At 71.9% G+C, this 24,265-nt stretch carries 17 protein-coding genes and 1 pseudogene; 10 read left to right on the forward strand and 8 right to left on the reverse strand.

The genetic code is table 11. The features are described 5' to 3' along the window. Positions 1-46: 46 nt before the first annotated feature. Together KF910_RS10395 and KF910_RS10400 are read left to right on the forward strand one after the other, a co-directional pair. Positions 47-457, forward strand: coding sequence for a TadE/TadG family type IV pilus assembly protein (locus tag KF910_RS10395; protein ID WP_292261762.1), 411 nt, complete (start codon positions 47-49; stop codon positions 455-457). After that, positions 457-2,094, forward strand: coding sequence for a TadG family pilus assembly protein (locus KF910_RS10400; RefSeq protein WP_292261794.1), 1,638 nt, complete (start codon positions 457-459; stop codon positions 2,092-2,094). The genes KF910_RS10395 and KF910_RS10400 overlap by 1 nt, the downstream gene beginning before the upstream one ends. A gap of 6 nt (positions 2,095-2,100) precedes the next feature. Here the strand turns inward: KF910_RS10400 and KF910_RS10405 are convergent, their stop codons facing one another. Beyond that, complete coding sequence (locus KF910_RS10405; RefSeq protein ID WP_292261802.1) at positions 2,101-3,432, reverse strand: M23 family metallopeptidase; 1,332 nt, start codon at positions 3,430-3,432, stop codon at positions 2,101-2,103. Positions 3,433-3,853: 421 nt separating this feature from the next. On the opposite strand from KF910_RS10405, the gene KF910_RS10410 reads away from it, so the two are divergent. The 5 genes from KF910_RS10410 to KF910_RS10430 all read left to right on the forward strand — a co-directional run bounded on the left by KF910_RS10410 (position 3,854) and on the right by KF910_RS10430 (position 9,505). Next, positions 3,854-6,988 carry an intermembrane phospholipid transport protein YdbH family protein gene (locus tag KF910_RS10410; RefSeq protein ID WP_292261806.1) on the forward strand — a complete coding sequence of 1,045 codons (3,135 nt, stop codon included), beginning with the start codon at positions 3,854-3,856 and terminating at the stop codon, positions 6,986-6,988. 65 nt (positions 6,989-7,053) lie between these two features. Further along, complete coding sequence (locus tag KF910_RS10415) at positions 7,054-7,266, forward strand: YnbE family lipoprotein (RefSeq protein WP_292261815.1); 213 nt, start codon at positions 7,054-7,056, stop codon at positions 7,264-7,266. Between the two features lie 13 nt (positions 7,267-7,279). Next, positions 7,280-7,645 carry a YdbL family protein gene (locus KF910_RS10420; protein ID WP_292261827.1) on the forward strand — a complete coding sequence of 122 codons (366 nt, stop codon included), beginning with the start codon at positions 7,280-7,282 and terminating at the stop codon, positions 7,643-7,645. A 41-nt stretch (positions 7,646-7,686) separates the two neighbouring features. Continuing rightward, the gene (locus KF910_RS10425) at positions 7,687-8,961 is read left to right on the forward strand and encodes a bifunctional folylpolyglutamate synthase/dihydrofolate synthase (protein WP_292261836.1); all 1,275 of its coding nucleotides are present in this window, start codon (positions 7,687-7,689) and stop codon (positions 8,959-8,961) included. Between the two features lie 43 nt (positions 8,962-9,004). Continuing rightward, on the forward strand, positions 9,005-9,505 hold the full coding sequence (locus KF910_RS10430; protein WP_292261842.1) for a hypothetical protein: 501 nt from the start codon (positions 9,005-9,007) through the stop codon (positions 9,503-9,505). Between the two features lie 22 nt (positions 9,506-9,527). On the opposite strand, the gene trxA is transcribed toward KF910_RS10430, so the two are convergent. The 7 genes from trxA to KF910_RS10465 form a co-directional block, all read right to left on the reverse strand. Further along, complete coding sequence (trxA, locus tag KF910_RS10435; RefSeq protein ID WP_292261851.1) at positions 9,528-9,854, reverse strand: thioredoxin; 327 nt, start codon at positions 9,852-9,854, stop codon at positions 9,528-9,530. An 82-nt stretch (positions 9,855-9,936) separates the two neighbouring features. Next, a complete protein-coding gene (gene addA / locus KF910_RS10440; protein WP_292261862.1) occupies positions 9,937-13,380 on the reverse strand; it encodes a double-strand break repair helicase AddA in 3,444 nt (1,147 codons plus the stop codon). Continuing rightward, positions 13,377-16,439, reverse strand: a complete 3,063-nt coding sequence (addB, locus tag KF910_RS10445; RefSeq protein ID WP_292261869.1) for a double-strand break repair protein AddB — start codon at positions 16,437-16,439, stop codon at positions 13,377-13,379. The genes addA and addB overlap by 4 nt, the downstream gene beginning before the upstream one ends. 46 nt (positions 16,440-16,485) lie before the next feature. Next, positions 16,486-17,202 (reverse strand): N-acetylmuramate alpha-1-phosphate uridylyltransferase MurU, encoded by a 717-nt coding sequence (gene murU / locus KF910_RS10450; RefSeq protein WP_292261878.1) that lies wholly within the window; start codon positions 17,200-17,202, stop codon positions 16,486-16,488. After that, positions 17,199-18,287, reverse strand: a complete 1,089-nt coding sequence (gene amgK / locus KF910_RS10455; RefSeq protein ID WP_292261887.1) for an N-acetylmuramate/N-acetylglucosamine kinase AmgK — start codon at positions 18,285-18,287, stop codon at positions 17,199-17,201. The genes murU and amgK overlap by 4 nt, the downstream gene beginning before the upstream one ends. Beyond that, a complete protein-coding gene (gene tsaE / locus KF910_RS10460) occupies positions 18,280-18,738 on the reverse strand; it encodes a tRNA (adenosine(37)-N6)-threonylcarbamoyltransferase complex ATPase subunit type 1 TsaE (protein WP_292261905.1) in 459 nt (152 codons plus the stop codon). The genes amgK and tsaE overlap by 8 nt, the downstream gene beginning before the upstream one ends. Continuing rightward, a complete protein-coding gene (locus KF910_RS10465; RefSeq protein ID WP_416354700.1) occupies positions 18,735-19,571 on the reverse strand; it encodes a GNAT family N-acetyltransferase in 837 nt (278 codons plus the stop codon). Before KF910_RS10465 ends, tsaE begins: the two co-directional genes overlap by 4 nt. A 117-nt stretch (positions 19,572-19,688) precedes the next feature. Between KF910_RS10465 and KF910_RS10470 the strand changes: the two genes are divergently transcribed. From KF910_RS10470 to KF910_RS10480, 3 genes and pseudogenes are all read left to right on the forward strand, one after another. Next, positions 19,689-21,812 carry an alpha/beta hydrolase family protein gene (locus tag KF910_RS10470; RefSeq protein WP_292261916.1) on the forward strand — a complete coding sequence of 708 codons (2,124 nt, stop codon included), beginning with the start codon at positions 19,689-19,691 and terminating at the stop codon, positions 21,810-21,812. Between the two features lie 55 nt (positions 21,813-21,867). Beyond that, complete coding sequence (locus KF910_RS10475; protein WP_292261920.1) at positions 21,868-23,919, forward strand: AsmA family protein; 2,052 nt, start codon at positions 21,868-21,870, stop codon at positions 23,917-23,919. A 77-nt stretch (positions 23,920-23,996) separates the two neighbouring features. Beyond that, a pseudogene (locus KF910_RS10480) lies at positions 23,997-24,265 on the forward strand (alpha/beta hydrolase); the annotation flags it as partial.

A 24,265-nucleotide genomic window follows, 5' to 3' on the forward strand; every position in this document is an offset into this window, starting at 1 on the left:
GGAAAAACAACCCATAGTTGCTTCACGAAGCCTCGTGGAGCGGGTGATGAAAGGGCGGGCGCAAAGGAAACGTGAGGGATCTGCGGCGGTCGAGTTCGCCCTGGTCGGGCCGATCCTGGTCCTGCTGCTAATGGGGCTGGTGGTCTATGGCGGCTGGTTCTGGATGGCCCAGGCGGTCCAGACCATGGCGTCGGAGGGCGCGCGGGCGGCGGTCGCCGGCCTTGACCCCGCCGAGCGCGAGCGGCTGGCCCGCCGCTTCATCGCCGAACAGGCCCAGGCGGGCGCCGGGCTGGATCCCAGCCTGGCGGTGGTCAGCGTCCAGTCGGACATCGAGGCCATCCGGGTGCGCGTCGCCTATGACGTCGGCGGCCAGCCCCTGCTGGCCCTGGCCGGGCCCCTGCCCAAGCCGCCCCAGGTGATCGAGCGCACGGCCGTCGTCCGCATCGGGGGCTATTGATGGCGATGCGGCGGCTGATCCGGGATCGGCGCGGCGGGGTGGCGATCATGGCGGCGTCGGTGGGCGGCCTGCTGTGCGCCCTGGCCGCCCTGGTGATCGATGTGGGGTCGGTGGCCCTGTATGCGCGCAAACTTCAGGGGGCGGCCGACCTGGCGGCCCTGGCCGCGACGCGGGATCTGGACCGCTATGACGCCGCCGCCCGCGCCACGGCTGCTGCCAATGTGGGCCCGTCGGTTCAGGTGGCGGCGACCACGGGCGTCTATGTCGCTGATGCGACCCTGGAGCCGGGGGATCGGTTCCGGTCCGGGGCCGGACCGGCCAACGCCGCCCGAGTGACCCTGAGCGGTCAGGCGCCGCTTTATTTCGGCCGCTGGCTCCTGGGGCGGGAGACGGTGGCGGTGCATCGGTCGGGCACGGCGGCGACATCCGCCGGCGAACACCTGGCCATGTTCTCGATCGGATCGCGGCTGGCGCGGCTGGACGGAGGGCTGGCCAACGCCCTTTTGTCGGGCCTGACGGGTTCGACCGTGTCGCTGACGGCGCTGGACTACAATGCCTTGGCGACGGCTGACGTCAGCCTACTGGACTTCACCGACGCCCTGTCGATCGACCTGGGGCTGACGGTTGGAGACTATGAGGCGTTGAAACGGGCCGAGATCGACGCCGGCCGCGCCCTGGGGGTGCTGGACGCCGTGGCCGGGGACGCCGACGGCTCGGCCCTGTCCAAGCTGGCGCGGGCGGCTGACGGACTGAGGGTCAAGGTGGGCGACCTGATCGGACTGGAGGCCGACGCCCCCCAGGCCCTGAGGCAGGGGCTTGAGGCCCGAGTCTCGGCCCTGGACCTGGCCACGGCCATGCTGGAGACGGGCGGCGACCGTCAACTGGCCCTGAACCTGGGCGCCCAGGCCGGGCTGGCGGACCTGAGCCTGGATCTGGCCATCGGTGAGCGGCCCAACGGCTCGCCATGGATCGCCGTGACCGACACCGGCCAGCCGATCATCCGCACGGCCCAGGCGCGGCTGTATCTGGAGGCGCGCACCAGCCAGAAGCTGGCCGGCCTGGCCCAGGTCTCCCTGCCGATCCTGATCGAACTGGCGCCGTCCGAGGCGCGGCTGGAAAGCCTGGCCTGTGATCCGCGCCGGGTCGATCTGGCCGTTCGTCCCGGCGTCGCCCGGGCCGCCATCGGGACGGTCGATGAGAGCCGGCTGGGAGACTTCAAACGCGCCCTGACCGTGTCGCCGGCGGTCTTCGTCTCGGTCGCCGGGCTGGTGACGGTCAGCGGATCGTCACAGATCGAGGCGGCCGATCAGGGGTTTCGTCCGGTGCGCTTTTCGGCCCAGGAGATCGAGGATCAGGCGATCCGCACCGTCGGTTCGCGCGGTTTCGTCGGCGGCCTGGTCGCCAGTCTGGTGGGTCGGCTGGATATCACCGTCAGGGTGGTCGGGCTGGGGCTTGGCCTGGGCGATCTGGCGGGGGCGCTGAAGGCGCTGCTGACGCCCCTTTCCCCCATGCTGGACGGGGTGGTCAACGCCCTGCTGGATACGCTGGGCCTGAAGTTCGGCGAGGCGGACGTGCGGGTGCTCGGCCTGTCCTGCCCTGACGCCCACGGGCCGGTCGCGCCGGTCCTGGTGGGTTAAGGGCGATCAGCCCTCGTTCTGGGCCGGGCGCAGGCCGTCGACCGAGGCCTGCTGCAGGGCCGGCTTGCGTTCGCCGCCGGCGGCGATGATACGGTCGATGCGGGCTTTTTCCGCGCGGAAGGCGGCCAGGTCGGCGCCCGTCAGCTCGGTGCCTTCGGTGGTGCGGATGCCGGCCGGATTGATCCGCTGGCCGCCGCGCCAGATTTCATAATGCAGGTGCGGCCCAGTCGAGGCGCCGGTCGAGCCGACATAGGCGACCACCTGGCCCTGGCTGACCCTCTGGCCCGCCCGGATGCCGGCGCCGTAACGCGACAGGTGTCCGTAGCCGCTTTCCAGCCCATTGGCGTGGCGGATGCGCAGCCAGTTGCCGTATCCGCCCCAGCGCCGCGCCTCAACCACCACTCCGTCGGCGGGGGCGATCACCGGCGTGCCCATGCCGGCGGCGAAGTCGATGCCCTGGTGCATCTTGCGATAGCCCGAGATCGGGTGGGTCCGCACGCCGAAGTTCGAACTGACGCGGCGGAAGCTCTGCAGCGGAGTCCGCATCATGGCCGAGCGCAGGTTCTTGCCCGAGGCGTCGAAATACTGGGCCGACTTCGATCCCGCGGGGGTGAAGCGATAGAAGGTCTGGCCACGCAGTTGGGCGTACATCAGTTCGCCCACGGCGACGGTGCGTCCGGCCTCGGTCACGTCGCGGTCGAACACCAGAACGAACTCGTCCGATGCGCGCACGTCGCGCTGCATGTCGAATTTGGTGGCGAACAGGCGGCTGGCGGCGCGCACGATCGAGGCGGTGGCGCCCAGTTCGCGGGCGCTGGCCGACAGCGACCGCTCGACGTCGCCCTTCAGCACCATGGTCTCGTGGGTGACCTTCTCTTCCAGGGCGCGCAGGCGAAGCGCGCCGTCGAAGCTGCGCGACACGGTCAGCTGGCTGGCCGGACCGGTGCGCATGGTCAGGCCGATCAGCCGCGCTTCGCCCAGGCCGCCGCGCGGACGGGAGACGGCGGTCTCAAACCGCAGCCCGGCGCGAATTTGACTGACGTCCAGGGCGTTGGCGACCGTGGCGGCCACGGCCGAGGCGTCCTGATCCGATACGCCGGTGCGGCGCACGGCCTGTTCGAAGGTCTCGCCACGGCGAATCTGGACGGGAATGGCTTCCGGGGCGGTCAGGCCGGCCGGGGCGGCGGCGGCGGCGAAGGCCTGGACTTCAAGGATTTCCAGCTGGGCCGGGGTCAGGACCGGGGCCTCTTCGGCGCGGGCGGGCTGGTACACACGGCCGGCCAGCAGGGCCACCGAAACCGCCGCCAGGGCTGTGAAGGCGTGCGGCGCGAGACGCATCGGCTGACGGCGTGGGTCAAACTGAGCCATCGGTCCCCGACAACTGGCGACGCCCATTCGGCGCCAAGCACTGACAAGCAAGGATCGCGCCCAAGCACCCCCGGTCGCGAAGGCATGGGCTATAACCCTTCATGCCGGTTATGGGAAGCCGGAAGGTTATAAACGGTTAACCGCCGCCGTAATCCGCGAGTCGGCGAGCAGCGTCCGCGCGCTTATGCAACCCTGTCCGACAGTCTAGCGTAAAGCATTGCCATTCTATGCTTGGACGATCATGACCCCTCGCGCCCCGGCAGCGCCACAATAAGCTGCGGGTGTCTTATGCGTCACTATACAGTGTTTCCCATGCAACGCCGACGAGCCGCCGGGTGTCTCTGATCATGCCGCTTCCCCGCCCCTCTCGTCGCCTTCCCGGAGACCGCGCATGAGCCGCGCCGGTCGGATCGTCCGGGGCGTCGGCCTGGGCCTCGCGGCCCTGGCGGTGCTGGCCCTCGTCCTGTTGGCGGCCCTCTATCTGAACCGGCGCGCGGCGGCGCGCGAACTGCTGGTCGGATGGCTGGAGCGGCGGGGTGTGGACGCCGATGTCGAGATCGAGCGGATCGAGCTGAACGGCCTGACGGCCAGGGTCCGGGTGGGTGACGAGAAGGACCCGGACTTCGCCGTCCAGCGGGTCGAGGTCGACTATATGATCGGCGCGCCCTGGTCGGCCTCGGGCCTGGGGGTGACGCCCAGCCGGGTGCGGCTGGTCCAGCCGGTGCTGCGCGCCCGCTGGGCGGACCAGGGGCTGTCCCTGGGGTCGCTGGACCCGATCATCGAGACCTTCACCCGTCGCCCGCCGCGTCCCGACAGCCGCGCGCCTCTGATCCTGGTCGAGGACGGCCGTGTCCATCTGGACACGGCAAGCGGCCGGCTGAGCGCGCGCGGCGCGGCGCGGCTGGACGACGGAAAGCTGACTGACCTGGACGCCCGGCTGATCCCGGCGACCCTGTCGGGCGACATCGAGGCACAGGGCCTGACCGGCGCCGTTCGGGCGCATCGGACCGGCGACCGGCTGAACCTGCGTCTGGATGTCGCGGCCGCCCGGGCGCGTTCGGGCGAGATGTCCGTGGCGGGGGGGCGGATCACGGTTTCAGGCCAGGCGGCCTATCCCGATCTGAAACGCCGGCGCGGCGACGGGCGGCTGGTTCTGGACGTCTCGGCCGAGGCCGGCCGGCTGGAGGCGGCCGGGACGCGGCTGGACGCCTTTTCGGCGACGGGTGGTTTCGACGGGACGACCGCCGGCTGGATCGAGACCTTCGCCGTGGACGGCCGCCTGAACCTGCGGACCCGTCTCGGCGCCTTTTCGACCGGCGATCTGGGCGGACGGGATGTGACCCTGACGGCGGACGGAAGACGCCTCGCCGTCCGGCGCGACGGCCAGGGCGTGACCTGGCGCACGGACGGTCCGGCCGCCGTGCGGGCCGCGCGCCTGACCATGACGGGGGGGGGCTTCGAGAGCCTGGCCCTTGACACGGCCGGCCTGACCGCCGGCGGACGCGGCGGGGCCTGGGAGGCCGAGGGGCCGATGGCCGTCCGCGCCGGGGCCCTGCACGCCGGCGACCTGAAACTGACCGGGGTGGAGGGCCGGATCGACCTGGACGCGCGGACCGATGGCGCGGTCCTGATCCAGGCCGGCAGTCGGCTGGACGCCGCTGGCGGGGCCTGGCCGATCCTGGGTCCGGCCAAGGCCGACGATCCGGAAGACCTGAAGGCGATGAAGTCGGCCCTGGGCGATTTCACCCTGTCGGCGCCCTCGGTGCGGCTGACGGCCGGCAGCCCCGGCGTGACCGTGTCGCTGGACCGGCCGGTGGAGGCGCGGCCACGCAACGGTGGCCTGCTGCGGGTCGCAGCCGTTCCGGGACGCCCCGTCTTCACGGCCGAGCCGGGCCAGGCGGGCGGCGGCGCTCTGACCCTGACGGCCCAGCGGGGACGCGGCCTGCCCGAACTGGCGGTCGATGTGGCCCGGTGGCGCCTGACGCCTGGCGGGTTCGAGGCGGCCCTGGACGGGCGCGCGGCGCTGGATTTCGACCTGTTCCGCGGCGTCGAGGCGCGGACCCGGGGAAATCTGATCTCGTCCAACGGCCGCCTGACCTTCGTTTCGGGCGCCTGCGCCGAGGTCTCGGTCCAGCGGCTGGAACTGGACGAGAACGACATCACCGACGTCTCGGGCCGCTTCTGCCCCGAGGGCGGGCCGCTGATCGCCATCGCCGACGGCGGCTGGACCGCGCGCGGGCGGCTGGAGGCGGTGGACGCCGCGGCGCCCTTCCTGGAGATGCGGTTCCGCGAGGCCGCCGGGCGGCTGACGGCCTCGGGCGGGCCTTCGGGCGTGGCCCTGAACGCCGCGGTGGATCGCGCCCAGGTGGTTGATGCGGCGGCCGAACGGCGGTTCAACCCTCTGACGGCCTCGGGCTCGGCGGCTCTGGCGGACGAGCGTTGGAGCGGCGGCTTCGACCTGACGGCCGATGGCCATCCGGTCGGGCGTCTGACCCTGGCCCATGACGGCCGGTCCGGCGTCGGCGGGATCGAGATCGAGACCCCGACCCTGGCCTTCGTCGAGGGCGGACTGCAGCCCCTGAACCTCAGCCCCCTGGTCGAACCCTTCGTCCAGTCGCCGGCCGTCGGCTCGGCCCGCTTCTCCGGCCGGATCGGCTGGCGCGCCGACGGCGAGGGCGACAGCCAAGGCCTTCTGGTCGTCCCCGGCCTGGATTTCGCCAGCCCGGCCGGGGCTGTGAAGGGGCTGAGAGGCGAGATCGAGTTCACCAGCCTGGTCCCCCTGGTCACCGCCCCCGGCCAGACCCTGACGGTCGACAGCGTCGAGACCCTGACGCCCCTGACCCAGGCCGAGGCCCAGTTCTCGATCGACCAGGGCGGGCTGAACCTGGCGGGCGCCGATGTGCGGGTGGCTGGCGGACGCCTCCTGATCGAGCCCTTCACCGTGCCCCTGGATCCCAGCCAGGAGTTCGAGGGGGTGGTGGTGCTGGACCGCGTCCAGCTGGGCGAACTGCTGGCCGGCTCGGGCTTTGGCGACAAGGCGCGGCTGGACGCCGTGGTCTCCGGCCGCCTGCCCTTCCGATCGACGCCGGACAGGGGCGTCCAACTGGTCGGCGGCCATCTGTATGCGGTCCAGCCCGGCCGCCTGTCGATCCAGCGCGAGGCCCTGAGCGGGGTCGAGGCCGGAGGCGGGGGCGCCGAGGTTCCGCCGAATACGGTCCAGGACCTGGCCTATCAGGCCATGGAAAACCTCGCCTTCGACACCCTGACGGCCGAGGTCAACAGCCTGGACGAGGGCCGGCTGGGGGTGCTGTTCCACATCCGGGGCCGCCATGATCCGCCCCAGCGGCAGGAATTGCGCCTTGGCCTGTCCGAACTGATCAGCCGCGAGTTCCTGAAACGCGACCTGCCCCTGCCGTCCGGCACCGGGGTGGACCTGACCCTGGACACCACCCTGAACGCCGACCAGCTGTTCGGCGACCTCCTGGCCGTCAACCGCGCCCGCAACGGCGAGGCGACTGGCGAGTGATCCGTTCAGGACCCATTCACCCAATGCGACGTTAGATCGCCGCGACCCTTTCTCGGAGCGACCCCATGAACCCCAAGCCAGCGATCTTCAGGCCCGCCTCCGGCCTTGCCGGGCTGATTCTGCTGGCCGCCGTCACGGGCGCGGCCGGCGCCTGCGCCCCCACCGTCCGGGTCGAGGTCGCCCCGATCCAGATCTACGCCAAGCTGGACGCCGATGTGCGCGTCCGCCTGGACCGCGAACTGCAGCAGCTGCTGCAGGAAAACCCCAACCTGTTCTGAGGGGATGAAGACCATGAGCTTCCGCAAACTGTTCATCGCCGTCGCGGCCGTGGCCGCCCTGGGCGTCGCCGCCGGCGCGGCCCTGGCCCAGACGTCCCAGCAGAAGGCCGCCATCGACGCCGCCAAGGCCCAGGGCGTGGTCGGGGAGCAGGCCGACGGCTTCCTGGGCATCCGCACCCCCGCCTCGGCCGACGCCGACCTGCGCGCCGCGGTCACCGCCACCAACGACGGCCGCCGCAGCGTCTATGCCCGCAGCGCCGCCGAGGCCGGCACCACGGCCGATGTGGCCGGCGCCCGGATGTTCGAATCCCAGCTGCTGCCGCGCATCAGTTCGGGTCAGTGGTATCGCAACGCCCAGGGCCAGTGGGTCCAGCGCTAATCCCCTTGCGCCCTTCGGCCAGCTAGGGTCGAAGGGCGCCCATGGACGCCATCTCCGCCCGGCTTCGCGCCCGCCATCCCCAGCGCATCGACCTGTCGCTGGACCGGATGCGCGCCCTGTGCGCCGCCCTGGACGATCCCCAGCACCGCCTGCCGCCAGTGGTCCATGTGGCCGGGACCAACGGCAAGGGTTCGACCGTCGCCTTCCTGCGCGCCATGGCCGAGGCGGCCGGCCTGAGGGTCCACGCCTACACCTCGCCCCATCTGGTGCGATTCAACGAGCGCATCCGCCTGGCCGGGCGGCTGATCGAGGACGATCCCCTGAACGTCATCCTCGACCGGATCGAGACGGTGAACGGCCAGGCGACCGTGTTCGAAAGCACCACCGCCGCCGCCTTCCTGGCCATGGCCGAGACCCCGGCCGACCTCGCCATCGTCGAGGTGGGACTGGGCGGGGTTCTGGACGCCACCAATGTCATCGAACGGCCGCTGCTCAGCCTGATCACGCCGGTCGACCTGGACCATGCGGAGTTCCTGGGCACGGACCTGGCGACCATTGCCGGCGAAAAGGCCGGTGTGCTGAAGGCCGGCGCGCCCGGCGTCATCGCCCGCCAGAGGCCGGAGGCCATGGCCGCCATCCAGCGGGCCGCGGCCGTCGTCGGCGCCCCCCTGACGGTCATGGGAGCCGACTTCGACGCCTGGGCCGAAGCGGGGGGCGTGGCCTTCCAGGCTCCCGATCGCCTGCTGGACCTGCCGACGCCCAGCCTGGCCGGGGAACACCAGATCGACAACGCCGCCCTGGCCGTCGCCGCGGCCCTGGAGCTGGACCTGCCCGAGACGGCGATCGTTGAGGGCCTGCGCACCGCGGTCTGGCCCGCCCGGCTGCAGCGTCTGACCGGCGGGCCCTATGGCGCGGCCGCCCGGGCGGCGGGGGCCGAACTGTGGCTGGACGGGGGGCACAATCCCCACGCTGGACGGGCCCTGGCGGCCTTCCTGGCGGCGCGTCAGGCGCGGGCGCCCATGCCCCTGGCCCTGATAACGGGGATGCTGGCCAACAAGGACGCGGGCGGCTTCTTCGAGGCCCTGCGCGAGACCGGCGCCCATGTCTTCACCGTCGGCTTCGACGGCGCGGCGGCCGAGCCTGCGGCCCTGGCGGCTGTGGCTCGGGGCCATGGCCTTGGCGCCATGCCGGCCGGATCGGTCCAGCAGGCCCTGGACCGCGCCCTGGCCTGGGGCGCCGGCCGGGTGGTCATCTGCGGCTCCCTCTATCTAGCTGGAGAGGTGCTGGGAGCGAGCCGCGAGACCTGGCCGGTCTGACCGCGTCGAAAAGATCGGGTGAAGCTGTTATCCTGCGAACATGATGATCATCGCTGGATGGCTGTTCGCCGCCCTCGCCCTGGGGTCCGTCCAGGCCGCTGAAACGCAGGCGCGGGAGCCCGAGATTCGCGGGCCGGGCCTGCTGTGTCTTCAGCGGATCAGCTTCAGGCTGGAAGAGGGCGAACGGGTTGTCGATCTGGGCGGCGGCCTGCATGGCGCGCACATCGAAATCCGGCGCGCTGGCCGGCCCTTCAGCCTGATGGAAAACGACATCATGCTGCCGCCAGACGAGCCAGGCCGAAAGGTGTTCCAAAGCGGCGAAGCCACACTCTATCTCTACCGCAACCCGACGGCCTATGCAGTCAGCGCACCGGTTGACGGGGCCGACCGGCCCGACAGGGTGATCGCCTGGATCGGGGGACGCGCGCTGAATGGCGGCCATGGCGACCGCGCCATCTATTCGCGGCTCAGCTTTGGGGACACCCGGAGCCTGGCTTGCGATTTCCGCATCGGGACCGGCTTCGACACCCTGTTTTCAAACTGACTCTCCTGGCGCCGGCGAGCCGTCAGCCCACCCCCGCCTCGGTCAGCCATTCCAGAATCTTGCCCTTGGGCATGGCGCCGACCTTCATGGAGGCCATCTGGCCGTCCTTGAACAGCATCAGGGTGGGGATGCCCTTGACCCCCAGCTTGGTCGGGATCATCGGGCTGTCGTCGATATTGACCTTGGCGATCACCACCTTGCCCGACAGTTCGTCGGCGATCTGCTCCAGGGCCGGGCCGATCTGTTTGCACGGACCGCACCATTCGGCCCAGAAATCCACCAGCACGGGGGTCGAGGCCTTCAGCACGTCGGCGTCGAAACTGTCGTCGGTGACCTTCACGGTGGCCATGGTCTTCGTCTCCTGATCGGCCGCCCAGCATAGGCGATTCGGCCGGTGTTCGATCCAGATGTGGGCGGCGGGCGCGGCGGTTTCAACGCGCGGCGGCCATCGTGGCGGCAAGGGCGGCCTCCATCATCGCGGCCGGAACCGGCATCAGCTTCGGCCCGTCGGTCCAGACAAGGGCCGCCTCGACCGGCCGGTCGGGATAGAGGCGCCGCAGCACCGCCCGATAGACCGCCAGCTGCAGCACATAGGAAGGGTCGGCGTCCTCGATCCGGTCGGGGGCGGGGCGGTTGGTCTTGTAGTCGACGATCAGCACCCGGTCCGGCGCCACCACCAGCCGGTCGATGCGGCCGGACACCACCACCCCGGCGGGCAGGGCCTCGGCCCCGCCGGTCAGTGCGACCTCGGGCCGCGATCCGGGCCCGAAGACCGGGGCGAACCGTGCGTCGTCCAGCACCCCCAGGGCGGCGGCGATCATCTCGGCTCGCTGGGCCTCGTCCAGGTCGCCCTCCCTGGCCAGCAGCCGCGGCGCCAGCTCGGGCCAGGTGTCGCGCGGCGCCTCGGGCAGCCGCTCCAGCAGCCGGTGGATCAGGTCGCCGCGCCGGAACCGGCCCAGGGCGCCGCCGGGGCCGGACCGGTCCAGGGGCGAGGGCGCCGGGATGCGCCGAACCTCCCCCAGCTGTGACGGAGAAGCCAAGCGCGACCCCCTGTCGACGGGGGCGGGACGACGGGCCCAGTCGGGCGCGGCGGTGGGCGCCGGCGGCGCGGCCTCCGGAGCCGCGGCCACGATCGCCGGGTCCGGCCCGAACCGGCGCAGGCCGGGCGCCGCCTCGCGCACCCGGTCGCCCAGGCGGTCGAAGGTCTCGCTCAGCACCGTCCACCAACTGCCCTCGTCCGGCCCGCGCACCCCGGCCCGGCCCATGATCACGATGCGGTCGCGCGCCCGCGTCAGGGCGACATAGAGCAGGCGCAGGGTCTCGGCCTCGGTGCGTTCGTCGCGCAGGCGCCGCAGTTCGGCCGAGGCGGGGCAGTCCTCGCCCTTGCCGCCCGGACACATCAGCCAGCCGCCGTCCGGCCCCTGCATCAGGGACGGTCCCTGGGCCTTCGCCCGAGAGGTGGTGTCCGGCAGGATGACGATCGGCGCCTCCAGCCCCTTGGCCCCGTGCACGGTCATGACCCGCACCTGGCCACGCGCCTGGTCCAGCTCGCGCTTGACCTCGACCTCGGCCGCCTCCAGCCGGGCCAGGCAGGTCTCCAGGTCGGCGGCGCCGCGATCCTCGGCCGCGATCACCTGGGCCAGGGTCTCATCGACGGCCTCGGCCGCATCGGCGCCCAGCCGGGCCAGGATGCGGCCGCGCCCCGACCGGCCCGTGACGTCCACCCGGTTCAGCAGGCCGCAGAAGAAGGCGAACGGATCGCGCCCGCGCGCCTCGATCACCGCCTGGACCAGGTCGCGCGCCGCCGCCCATTCCGTCCGCTCCTCCGCCCGCTCGCGCAGTTCGCGCCACAGGCCGCCGCGCCCTTCTCGCCCGGCCAGGTCGAACAGACTGTCCTCGTCCACATCGCACAGGGGCCCGCGCAGGATCTCGGCCAGGGACAGGTCGTCGTCGGGATAGAGGGCGAACCGGGCCAGGGCGACCAGGTCGTCGAAGACGATATGTTCCTTCAGCTTCAGCCGGTCGGCCCCCGCCACAGGCAGGCCCTGGGCCTTCAGGGCGCGCAGGATCTCCTCGAAGGTGGCGTCGCGCCGCCGCACCAGCACCAGGAAGTCGCCGGGGCCGCAGGGGCGCAGATGGCCCGCCTTGTCATGCACGGCCACGCCCTCTGCGATCTGGCGCCGGATGTCGGCCGCCAGACGTTCGGCCAGCCGCTTGCGGGCGCTGGCGGCGCCTTCCTGATCGACCGGGGCGTCCCAGGCGTCGGGCTCGGGCGGCTTCTCGTCCCGGAACAGGTCGACGATCTCGACGCAGCCCGAATGCCCTCCGCGCGCCGCGACGTGATGGATCAGGTCGCCCCGGTCCGGCGTCAGCGCGCGCGCCCGCTCGGGCATGGCGAAGACGGCGTCGACGAAATCCAGCACCTGGGGCGTCGAGCGGAACGAGGTCTCCAGCGGCACCTGGGCGAAGCGGCGTTCGGCCCCGTGGGCCATGGCCTCGTATCGCTGCGCCTCCTGCAGCAGGCGTTCGGGCCGGGCGCCCTGGAAGGAATAGATGGACTGTTTCTCGTCACCGACCGCGAACAGGGTGCGGCTGTCGTCGGTCCCGGCGAAGATCTCCTCGGTCAGGGCGCGGACGATGTCCCACTGGTCCGGGGCCGTGTCCTGGGCCTCGTCGATCAGGATGTGGTCGATGCCGCCGTCCAGCTTGTACAGCACCCAGGCCGCATTGGCCCGGCGGGTCAGCAGCTCGGCCGTCCGCGCCACCAGGTCGGGGAAGTCCAGGGCGCCGCGCCTCGCCTTGCGAAGCTCGTAGAAGGCGGCGTGGACCCGGGCCAGGGTCAGGACCTTGACCGTCTCGTCCGCCACCCGCGCCGCCCGCACCCGATCCAGGACGGCCAGATAGGCGCCCTGTGTCTCGGCCAGGAAGGTGACAGCGCCGGGCGGCGCCGACTTGGTGCCCAGCTTGCCCCGCGGCTGTCCCTTGGAATCGAGAAAGACCGGCTCCAGTGCGGCGAAGTCCGCGCCCGGCGGCTGGGCCGCCCGCATCCGGCCGGCCATGATCTGGTCGTTGGCCGATCCGGTCGCCATCCCCTCGGCCGCCGCGCGCCAGGCGGCGGCGTCCAGCCGGGCGACGAAGGCGGCCTCGATGGCCTGGGGCGTCACGTCGCGCACGGCCCCGGCCGCGGCCCAGGGATCGGGCGCCAGACCGGCGTCGATCCGTTCGACATGCTGGATCAGGGCGATGCGCTGGCTCTCGATCAGGCTCAGCAGATCGTTGAACCGGCCCCAGTCCAGGGCCACGGCGAAATGGGCGTAGGCGGCGCCCACCGCCCCCTCGGGATCATCCGCCGCCGCCCGGGCCAGGTCCTCGCGCGCGCCCAGCGACAGGGCCTTGGCCGCCTCGTCCTCCAGCACGGTGAAGCGCGGCGACACCCCCGCCTCGATGGGAAAGCGCCGCAACAGTTTTTCGCAGAAGGCGTGGATGGTCTGGATCTTCAGCCCGCCTGGCGTCTCCAGCGCCCCGGCGAACAGTTGGCGGGCACGCGACAGCGCCTGGTCGCTCAGGGCGTCAGGATCTCCGTCGTCCAACTTGGCCAAGGCGCCGCGGAGATCGCTGTCTTTAAGAACAGCCCATCTGCCCAGCTGTTCGAACAGGCGGGTCTGCATCTCGGCCGCGGCCGCCTTGGTGTAGGTGACGCACAGGACCGCGCCCGGATCGACGCCCTTCAGCAGCAGGCGGGCCACCCGGTTGACCAGGGTCGAGGTCTTGCCCGAACCGGCGTTGGCGGTGACGAAGACGGTCGCCGCCGGATCGGCCGCCGCGATCTGATTTCTCTGGGCCAGGGTGACGGCATTGGAGGCGACCTCGTTCATTCGCCCTCCTCCACCGATCCGGCCACGGCCCATTCCCAGACCCGCGCCAGCCGATCATAGCCGCCGCCGTAGCGGCCCATGAACTGCGGCGCCATCCAGGAGGCGTAGGGGGTGGCCGGGTCGTCGAAACGGGCGATCCGGGCCTTCAGCCCTTCCAGGGCGGCGTCGGCCAGGGCGGCGGCCTCGGCCCCCTCGGCGCGGACGGCGACCTCTCCGGCGACCGTGCGGCCGATGACGCGGACATAGGTCAGGGCCTCGGGCGCCACCGGGCCGCGCGTGGCCTCGAACCCCCCGGCCGCGACGATGGCGGCGGTCAGGGTCAGCTGGGGCGCCAGGCCGGCGCGCATCTGCTTGCCGCTGGGCGGGGCGCCGGTCTTGAAGTCCATCACCGTCGCCCCCGTGGACGACAGTTCGATGCGGTCGGCGCGGGCCTTCAGGGTGAAGTCCCCGACCGGCAGGGCCAGGGTCAGGGCCCCCGTCTGTTCGATCAGAAGCTCCACGCCCCGCGCTCTTTGCGCCTGTTCGAACTGGGCCAGCCAGCGGGCGCAGTTGGCCGCCAGCGGGCCTTCGCGCGCGAGGTCGGCGTCCTCGAACCCGGCCTCGTGCAGGGCGTGCAGCAGGCGGGACCGGATCTGGTCTTCGCAGTCTTCGGGCAGGTGGTCGGGCCAGTCCATGGTGAAGCGTTCGATGGCCGCATGGATGGCCTGGCCGCGCGCCATGGCCTCCATCGCCGCGCCGGGCCGCTCCAGTTCCTCCAGGTTCAGGATGCGGCGGGCGTAGAGGGAATAGGGGTCTCGGACCCAGCGCTCGACCCCGGTGACATAGAGGCTGCGCGGCCGCCGCTCGACCGGCGGGCGGGGCAGGGGGCGCGGGGCCAGGTTCGGGCGCCCCGGCGGCGGGGCGTCCAGGGCGGCGGTCCAGGCGGCGACGCCCTCGGGCGCGGTCAAGGCGACCGGCGCGTGGTCCGGGTCGTCGGCCGCCCGGGTCAGCATCTGCAGTCGCCACAGCCAGCGGGACCGGACCGCAGGCTGGCCTCCGCGCCGCTCGCTGTGCACCAGGACGACATCGGGCGCCGCGGCGGCCTGGACGAAGGCGTGGGCCGCCTGGCCCAGGCGGCGCTCGGGCGGCGGCAGGCCCAGGGCGGCGCGCATCGACCGTGACAGCAGGGGGTCGGTCTCGGCCGCCGCGGGCCAGACCCCTTCCTCCAGCCCGGCCAGGATCATCCGGTCGGCCCGCACCAGGGCGCCCTCGATCACGCCCAGGATGCGCAGGGATGGATGACTGGCCTCGCCGCCCCGCACCACCGTCTCGCGCAGCAGGCCTTCGACCAGGTCGGCCAGGGTCTCGGGCGCGACATCCCCCAGGGCGGCGCCGCCGTCGATCAGGGCGCTGAGCAGGGCGGCGGCCGCCTCTCCATCCAGCCCGGCCCAGGCGTGGACGGTGGCCAGGTCCTCGACCAGCCGGGTCAGGACGTGCGCGGCCTCGTCCAGGGGTAGGGCGGAAAAGGCCAGGGCGCTGTGCAGCGCCTCCAGCCGCTCGATCAGGCTCCGCGCCTCGGCCAGGCGCGCCAGGCGGCCCTCGCTGGGCGGCCGCCCGTCGCGGCCGGGCCGGGCCGCGCGCAGCAGCCGTTCGTGGATGCGCCGCCAGCCGCGCGGAGACGGGCCGCGCAGGGCGTGGCGCTCCAGGGCCCGGACCGCTGACGTCCCATGGGTCGCCGCCAGCCCCGGCGCGACCAGCGGATGCTTGACTAGGCCCAGCAGCAGTTGCGGCTCGGTCGGCCGCGCCAGCCAGCGGGCGCACAGGTCGACCAGGGTTCCGGCCGGATGGCGCGCCAGGGGCGACCCGGCGGAGTTGTCGGGAACCACGCCCCACCGCTCCAGTCGCGCCTGCACCCGCCGGCCCAGCCCCTGGTCCGGGGTGACCAGGGCGCAGGTCGCGCCCGGCGTCTCCAGCGTCTCGCGCATCATCAGGGCGATGGCCGAGGCGGCGTCTTCCTCGGTCCGCGTCGACAGCAGGCTGAGGCCCGCCAGGCCCTCGGCCACCGGATCGGCGGCTTCGCCGGCCTCGGCCGAGGCGGCGCGCAGGTCGCGGATGGCCTTCAGCCAGTCGCTGGTCGCGGCGGGGGGGCGCAGGGCCTCGTTCAGCACCCGGCCGCGCGCCCGTCCCCGCGCCTCGCTTGCATCCGATGCGAGCGGGCGAGGCCAGGCGCGCACCTGGCCGCGACCCACCCCGGCGGCGGCCAGAAGCCGTTTCATCGCCCCCTGCGGATGCTGTTCGCCGATCTGATCCCAGACCGGGGCCTCGACCGCCAGGTCCAGGCCGGGCAGGACGACACAGCCGCGCGGCGCGCGGGCGACGGCGGCCAGGACGGCGCAGACCGCCGGGGCGGCGCCGGTCGATCCGGCCACGATGACCGGCTGTTCCGGCGGCCGCCGGTCCCACAGTTCGGCCAGGCGCCGCAGCAGGAGGGTGCGCCGTCGCGCCCCGTCCATCAGGCCCAGGGTCTGAAGCCGCGCCGGCCAGGCCTCGACCGCCAATCCCAGGAAGCGGGCCGAGTCGCGCCAGTGTTCGGCCAGGTCGCGCTCGGCCAGGTCGGCGATGCGCGACAGGTCCTCGACCTCCTCGATGGCGCAGGAGTCCATGAAGCCGCCCAGAGCCTCGGCCAGGTCCAGCGCGCGGGCCGGATTCAGGCCGTCGTCGAAGGTCTGGACGATCATCCGCGCCATCTCGAACCGGCGCGTCAGGGGGGCGATGGCGGGCGGCAGGTCCAGGCCCAGTTCGCCCGGCGCGAACGGCGCCTCGTCCTCCTGCAGGTCGCCCAGGGGCCGCACCTGGGGCAGCAGCACCGGCCGCTCGCCCGCCGTCCGCGCCAGGGCGCGGGTGAAATCCCGCGCCGCCCGCCGGTTGGGCAGCAGCACCACCGCATCGCTCAGGGCCTCGGGCGCGCCCGGGCCCAGCCAGTCCAGCAGGCCGAAGGCCAGATCCTTCAGAAAGGGCCGATGGGAGGCGATGGCCCACCATCGGGGCGCCGCGCCGTCGAACGGATCGAACCGGCTCATCCGATCCTCCCCTGCCTCGCGGGGAAGGCTCTGGTGCGGACCCCGGTCAAGCCCCGGCCTTCAGCCGCGCCTCGGCCGCATCGCGGGCGGCGGGGTCGCCGACATGCATCCAGTCGCCGTCCATGACGCAGCCGTACAGCCGCCCCGCCGCCGCCGAGGCGCGCCACAGGGGGCTGAGGGAAAACGGCCCGTCCGGCCCCTGATCGGCATAATCCGGCCGGGTGATGTGCACACCCATATAGGCATAGGGGGCGCTGGCGGCCTGGCCCCGGAACGTCAGGCGGCAGTCGTCGGCCAAGAAAAAATCCCCATCCCCCTCGAAGCCGATCGACCCTTCGCGCCGCGCCAGCAGCAGGGCTGCATCCATGCGGTCGGGGTCCCACAGGCGGATCAGGTCATTCAGGGCGTCGCCCCGGTCGATCCAGACGCTGTCGATATTGGCCACGAACACCGGATCGTCGCCCAGAAGGGGCCGCGCCTTCTTCAGCCCGCCGCCGGTCTCCAGCAGTTCCGCCCGCTCGTCCGAAATGGCGATCTCCGGTCCGCGCCCGCGCGCCCTCAGATGCGCCTCCAGCCGGTCGGCGAACCAGTGGACATTGACCACCGCCCGCTCGACCCCGGCGTCCGCCAGCCGATCCAGCACATGGTCAATCAGGGCCCGGCCGCCGACGTCCACCAGGGCCTTGGGCCGGTCGTCGGTCAGGGGGCGCATGCGGGTGCCCAGGCCGGCGGCCAGCACCATCGCGGTCTGGGACCCGCTCATCGCCGGGTCTCCTGCGGCACATGCCGGGCGAACCAGTCGGCGACCGTCTCCAGCCCCCGCTGGCGCAGATTGCGCTCCAGATGGGTCCACATTCGCGGCATGAAGGCGGCGTATCGCGGCTTGCCGTCGCGCATGATCAGCCGGGCGAAGACGCCCAGGATGCGCGCTTCGTTCAGGGCCGCCAGACCGGCGTAGTCCTGCATGAAGGCGGCCCGATCGACCCCGGGACGCAGGGCGAAATAGTGATCCAGCGCCGCCGCTTCCAGCGCGGGCGACACGTCGCGCCGCGCGTCTTGAAGCAGGGAGTGCAGATCCCACGACGGGTGCGCCCGCACCGCGTCCTGGAAGTCGATCATGCCGACGCGCGCAGGCCCCGACCGTTCCGGCAGCCAGATCAGGTTCTCGGCGTGATAGTCGCGGTGCGCCACGACGCTGGCCCCGGCCGCGCCGCGTTCGACCACCAGCGCCCAGGCCGCGCGCCAGTCGGTGATGGCGTCGGCGTCAAAGGACAGTTCGGGCCTCAGTTTCGGCATCCATTCCACGAACAGATCGGCCCCACCCTGCAGCGCCGTCTGGTCATAGGTCAGCAGGGGCCAGTCGCCGCCGGGACCGTGCAGAACGTCCGGCGTCGGCGCATCATGAATGACCGCCAGGGCTTCAACGGCGGCCAGATACAGAGGCGTCTCGTCCGCGCCGTCTTCGATCACCCGCGCGAACAGGGCGTCGCCGAAATCTTCCAGCACCGCCAGACCCGCCTCGGCGTCCAGGGCGATGATGTCCGGCGCCGACAGGCCCAGGGATGTCAGATGGGCGGCCACCGCCGCGAAGGCCTCGATCCGCCCGGCCGAGAGGCGGGCGACGGCGTTCCAGCCCTCGGCCCGGCGCTGGTCCGGGGACCAGGCCGGATCGCAGGGCCGGCTCTCGGCCGCCGGTGGCTGGTCCATCAGCATCAGGGTGCGGCCGTCCGGCGTGGTCAGCCGCTCATACCGCCGGGTCGAGGCGTCGCCGGGCAGGGGCGCGCGCGGGGCATCGCCCAGGCCGGCGGCGGTCAGGAAGTCCAGGCGTTGGCGTTCGCGGTCAGACATGCAGATCCTTCAGCCTCTGTTCCCAGTCGCCTGCGCCGGAAACGGTCGCACGGCGCCCGTCGCCCTGGGCGGCCAGGGTGATGATCAGCGGTTCGACCCCCAGCCATGCGGCCGGATCGTCACCCAGCCGTTCGGGCCATTCGATCAGCACGGCGCCCCGATCCAGCGCCTCGTCCAGGCCGATCTCGACCGCCTCTTCCGGCCGGGTCAGGCGATACAGGTCGAAATGGGCGATGGGCGGCTCTGACTCATAGAATTGCACCAGGGTGAAGGTCGGGCTGGGCACGTCTTCGTCCGGCGTGGTCAGGGCGCGGATCAGGCCGCGCGCCAGGGTCGACTTGCCCATGCCCAGCGGTCCGTAGAGCAGCACGACATCGCCGGCCGCCAGCAGGGGCGCCAGGGCCGCGCCCAGCCGCGTCGTCGCCTCGGCGTCCGGCAGGTCCGCGATCATGCGAACTCCGCATCCGGCTGGGCCGGCAGGACGCGCTCGGTGAAGGCCTTCAGGGCGTAGGTCGCGCGCGCCGGGTCGATGTCCAGCCGCGACGGCGGGATCGGCAGGCCGACCGTCAGGCGAAAGGCCTGTTTCTTCTTGTTCAGCATCTCGTGGAACAGGGTCACGTCCCGCAGTTCGCGCGAGAACCGGTCGAACAGGTGGAACAGGCGCGAATAGGGGCCGCTGACGTGGATCGGCACGATGGGCGCCTCATATTTGCGCGCCAATGAGGCGGCGGTGGTGGCCCATTCCGGATCGGTCAGAGACCCGTCGCGCCCCACCCGCGCCAGCCGTCCGGCCGGGAACATGACCACGCAGCGCTCGGCCTCGAAGGCGGCCTTGGCGGCGGCCAGGGTGGCGCGGGTCTTTTCGCGCGTGCGTTTCTCGACCACCCATTCGACAGGGATCACCGCCTCGCCCAGCCGCGGCGAGACCCGCAGCGCGTCGGCGTTGGCGAAATAGATGCTGTCGGTGCGCCGCTTCCTCAGGCCCGCGAAGACGGCCACCCCGTCCGCGATCCCGGTCGGATGGTTGGCCACGACGATGCAGCGGCCGGCCGTCGGCACGCGGTCCAGGTTCAGCGCCGACACCTTCAGGTCCAGCAGGTTCGCCACATGATCCAGGGCGTCCCGGCCGGACAGATCGGCGATGGCGTCGGCCATGGCGCGGGCCTGGCGATAGCCCAGCAGGCGATACAGCCCCGGCCGCACCAGGGGCCACAGGATCGAGCCGGTCAGGCGCGGCGCCCGCTCGGCGATCAGCACGTCGACGATGTGGGGCGAGGCGGGCATCATGCCCGCCGGTTGTCGCCGCTGGCGCGGCCGGGGGCAAGCGGCTTTGCGGGCGGAGCGGGGCGGTGCTACGCCTGGCGCCGACGCCGTTTTCGCCGCGCGAAAGGATCGCCCCGCATGACCCGCCTGAACCGCCTGCTGACCAGCCTGTCCGCCGTCGCCCTGATCGCCGCCGCCGCCCCGGCCCTGGCCCAGCCCGCCGCGCCCGCAGCCGCAGGAGCCCAGGCGCAGAGCCAGGCTCGAGCCCCCTTCACCTATCAGGACATGATCGGCCTGAACCGGCTGGCGGATCCCCAGGTGTCGCCGGACGGCAAATGGGTGATCTATTCGGTCACCACCACCGACATGGACGCTAACCGCCGCACCAACCATGTCTGGATCCGTGGCCTGGACGGATCGGCCGAGCCGCGCCGCCTGGCGATCTCGGACGGCGGCGCCAACACCGCCCGCTGGGGTTCGGACGGGCGCATCTATTTCCTGTCGGGCCGGTCCGGCTCCAGCCAGGTCTGGCGCGCCGAGGCGGACGGGACCGGCGCGGCCCAGGTCACGGACCTGCCGACCGACGTCAACGCCTATCGCCTCAGCCCCGGCGCCGACCGGGTCCTAGTGTCCCTGGCCGTCTATCCCGACGCGGCCGACCTGAACGCCTCAGTCCAGCGCGGCCAGGAGGCCGGCGAGCGCAAGTCGACCGGCATGGTCTATGACCGGATGTTCGTGCGCCACTGGGATACGTGGAACGACCACACCCAGAACCATCTGTTCGCCGTCTCGATCGGCGCGGACGGGCATGCCTCGGGCGAGGCGGTCTGGGTCACGAAGGGATTCGACGGGGATACGCCCTCCAAGCCGTTCGGCGATGAGAGCGAGTTCACCTTCACCCCCGATGGCCGCGGCGTGGTCTTCTCGGCGCGCGAGGCCGGGGCCAGCGAGCCCTGGAGCACCAATTTCGACCTCTACCGCACCGATCTGTCCGGCGGCGACCGGTTCGAGAACCTGACCGAAGACAACAAGGCCTGGGACACCGGCCCGGTCTTTTCTCCCGACGGCAAGACGATGGCTTATCGCGCCATGGCCCGGCCGGGGTTCGAGGCGGACCAGTTCGCCATCATGCTGCGCGACATGGCCACCGGTCAGGTCAGCCGCGTCGCCCCGCAATGGGACCGTTCGGCCGACACCCTGCAATGGTCGGCGGACGGCCGGACCCTCTATGTCACCGCCGGGGACGTGGGCCAGGGCCGTATCTTCGCCGTGGACGTTCAAAGCGACCGCGTGGTGCCGATCACCGGCCCGGGTCATGTCTCGGCCTTCGGTCTGACGCCGTCGGGCATCGTCTTCGCTCAGGACAGCCTGCAAACCCCCTCGGACCTGTGGTTCAAGACCTATCGCGGCCGCGAGATGCCACGTCGCCTGACACAGGTGAATCCGTCGCTAGACGCCATGGCCTTCGGCGAGGCGGAACAGTTCACCTTCGCCGGCTGGAACGGCGAGACGGTGCACGGCTATGTCATCAAGCCGGCCAACTATGTCGAGGGCCGGAAATATCCGGTCGCCTTCCTGATCCACGGCGGGCCGCAAGGGTCGTTCGGCAACAGCTGGTCCTTCCGCTGGAACCCGTCGTCCTATGCGGGCGCGGGCTATGCGGTGGTGATGATCGATTTCCACGGCTCGACCGGCTACGGCCAGGCCTTCACCGACGCCATCAGCCAGCACTGGGGCGACCGCCCCCTGGAAGATTTGCAGAAGGGCTGGGCCCACGCCCTGTCGGCCTACGGCTTCCTGGACGGCGACCGGGCCTGCGCCCTGGGCGCCTCCTACGGCGGCTATATGATCAACTGGATCGCCGGCAACTGGCCGGGGACCTTCAAATGCCTGGTCAACCACGACGGCGTCTTCGACATCCGCGGCATGGGCTACGGCACCGAAGAGCTGTGGTTCACCGAGTGGGAATACGGCGGCACACCCTATGAGAACCCGGAAGGCTACGAGCGCTTCAACCCGGTCCATCACGTCGCCAACTGGCGGGACCCGATGCTGGTCGTCCAGGGCGACCGCGACTTCCGCATCCCCACGGCCCAGGGCCTGTCGACCTTCACCGCCCTGCAGCGGCGCGGGATCGAAAGCCGGCTGATCGTCTTCCCCGACGAGAACCACTGGGTGCTGAAGGCGCAGAACAGCCTGCAGTGGCACAATGAGGTGTTCGGCTGGCTGGATCGTCACATCGGCGAGGCGTCGCAGCCCTGATCGGTCAACCAAGCCGGGCCTGAAGCGTTAGGTCTCCTTCACGGAGACCCGACGTTTGGCCAGGACGCTGAAAGACCGACTGAATTGGCGCGCCTTCCATGAGAAGGCCCTGGTCCCGGCCGGCGCCTGGGCGCGGAGCGGGCGCGACTGGGTGCGGGAAAGCGATCCGGTCTACACCAGCTTCCGTCGGCCCGGGCCGCCTGAAAAATGGGCCGCGGGTCTTGCCCTGGGGCTGATCGCCGCCCTGGTCGTCTTCCTGCTGCTGTTCGACTGGAACTGGCTGAGAGGCCCGATCGGGCGGTGGGCCTCGGCCAAATACGACCGCGAGGTCGCCATCAACGGCGACCTGGACGTCCGGCTGTTCAGCTGGACCCCCTCGGTGGTGGTCCACGACCTGAAGTTCGGCGGGCCCGCCTGGGCGCGTGAGCGCGACACCGCCGACGTCGGCCGTATCGAGGCCTCGGTGCGCCTGCGCAAACTGTTCGCCGGACAGGTCGAGATGCCGCTTCTGTCGATCACCCGCCCCACGGTGGTCCTGATCGCCACCCAGGACGGCCGGCGCAGCTGGGACCTGAACCCCGGCAAGCCCGATACGGGCCAGGGCATGAAGCTGCCGCCGATCAACCAGCTGATCATCACCGATGGCCGTCTCAGCCTGGACGAACAGAGGCGCGGCCTGACGCTGGAAGCCTCGGTCACCGCGCGCGAGGCCCGCTCGGCCGACGACGGCGAAAGCGGCTTCCGCCTGAGCGGAACCGGAACCCTGAACCGCACCCCCTTGCGGGTGGAGATCCGGGGCGGGCCCTTCATCAACATCCGCCGCGACCGGCCCTACGGCTTCCATGCCGAGCTGGACGGCGCCCGGTCGCGGTTGCGCGCCGACGGATCGATCACCCGGCCGTTCGACCTGGGCCGGTTCACCTCGACCCTGAGCCTCAGCGGCCAGGACCTGGCCGACCTCTATCTGATCACCGGCGTCACCACGCCCAACACCCCGCCCTATCAGCTCAGCGGGACCCTGAGCCGCAGCGGCAGCCTGTTCCGCTTCGACGACTTCAGCGGGCGGGTCGGCTCGTCCGACCTGTCGGGCGACGTCCGGGTCAACAAGGTGCGGGGCCGGCGCTGGGTCGAGGCGACCCTGGCCTCGCGCGCCCTGGACATCGACGACCTGATGGCGGTGCTGGGCACGGCGCCCAAGGTGACGCCGGCGGGCACGGTCTCGACCTCGGGCGCGCCCGGGCGGCTGCTGCCCGACGCCCCGCTGAACGTCGAGCGGCTACGGGTCATGGACGGGCGGGTCCGCTATCGCGCCGCCTCGGTCAAGCGCAACGACCTCGAAATCCGCCGCGTCGACCTGGGCGCGGAGCTTCAGTCCGGCGTCCTGAATCTGGACCCCGTGGCCTTCGCCTTCAACCGGGGCGAACTGCACGGCGTGGCGCGGATCGATGCGCGCAGGGACACCCCCTATTCCAGTCTGGACTTCCGCCTGTCGGGTTATCCGCTGGAATCCGTCATTCCCGCCCGCGACGGGGCCTCGACGGTGACCGGTCGCGCCCTGGGTCGGGCCAAGTTGGAAGGGGCGGGGGCGTCGGTCCACGCCTTCGCCGACAACGCCAAGGGTTCGCTCAGCCTGGTCGTGCCCCAAGGCCAGATGCGCGCCGCCTTCGCCGAATTGCTGGGCATCAATGTGGGGGCGGGACTGCGTAAGCTGCTGTCCCACGACACCTCGGCCTCGGCGATCCGTTGCGCCGTCGCGGACTTCACCGTCAACGGCGGGGTGGCGCGGGCGCGCACCTTCGTGATCGATACGGACGTGGTCCTGGCTCAGGGGTCCGGCGAGATCGACCTGGGCGCCGAAACCCTGAACCTGAAGATCGACGGCGAATCCAAGAAGCCGCGCCTGCTGCGCGTATGGGCCCCGATCCTGGTGCGCGGATCCCTGACGTCGCCCAGCATCGGCGTCGAAGTCGGCGCCGTGGCGGCCCAGGGCGGTCTGGCGGCCCTGATCGGGGCGGTCGCCGCCCCCCTGGCGGCCCTGTTCGCCTTCGTCGAGCCGGGTTTGGCCGAGGACGCCGACTGCGGACGGCTGATCGCCTCGGCGCGCTGACTGGGCTGAATCACGCGGGCCCTTTGTTCCGGGTTCGGTCGGTGCCGACTGAACCGAAAATGGTCTAGGCTCAGGCCATGACCCGTCGCGGCCTTCTCGCCACCGCCCTGGGAGCCGTTGCCCCCGCTATGGCCGCCTGTTCGCCCCTGGGCCTGCTGAACGCCGTGGGCCCGCGCGATCCGGGCGTGCGGCGTGTCGCCCGCGACATCGCCTATGGTCCCGATCCGCGCCAGCGGATGGATGTCCACGCGCCCCGGCTGGCGGCCGGGGAACGGGCGCCGGTGATCGTCTTCTTCTATGGCGGCGGCTGGGATTCCGGATCGAAAAATCTCTACGGCTGGGCGGC

The organism is Brevundimonas sp. (genome assembly GCF_019636155.1).
GTDB lineage: Bacteria > Pseudomonadota > Alphaproteobacteria > Caulobacterales > Caulobacteraceae > Brevundimonas.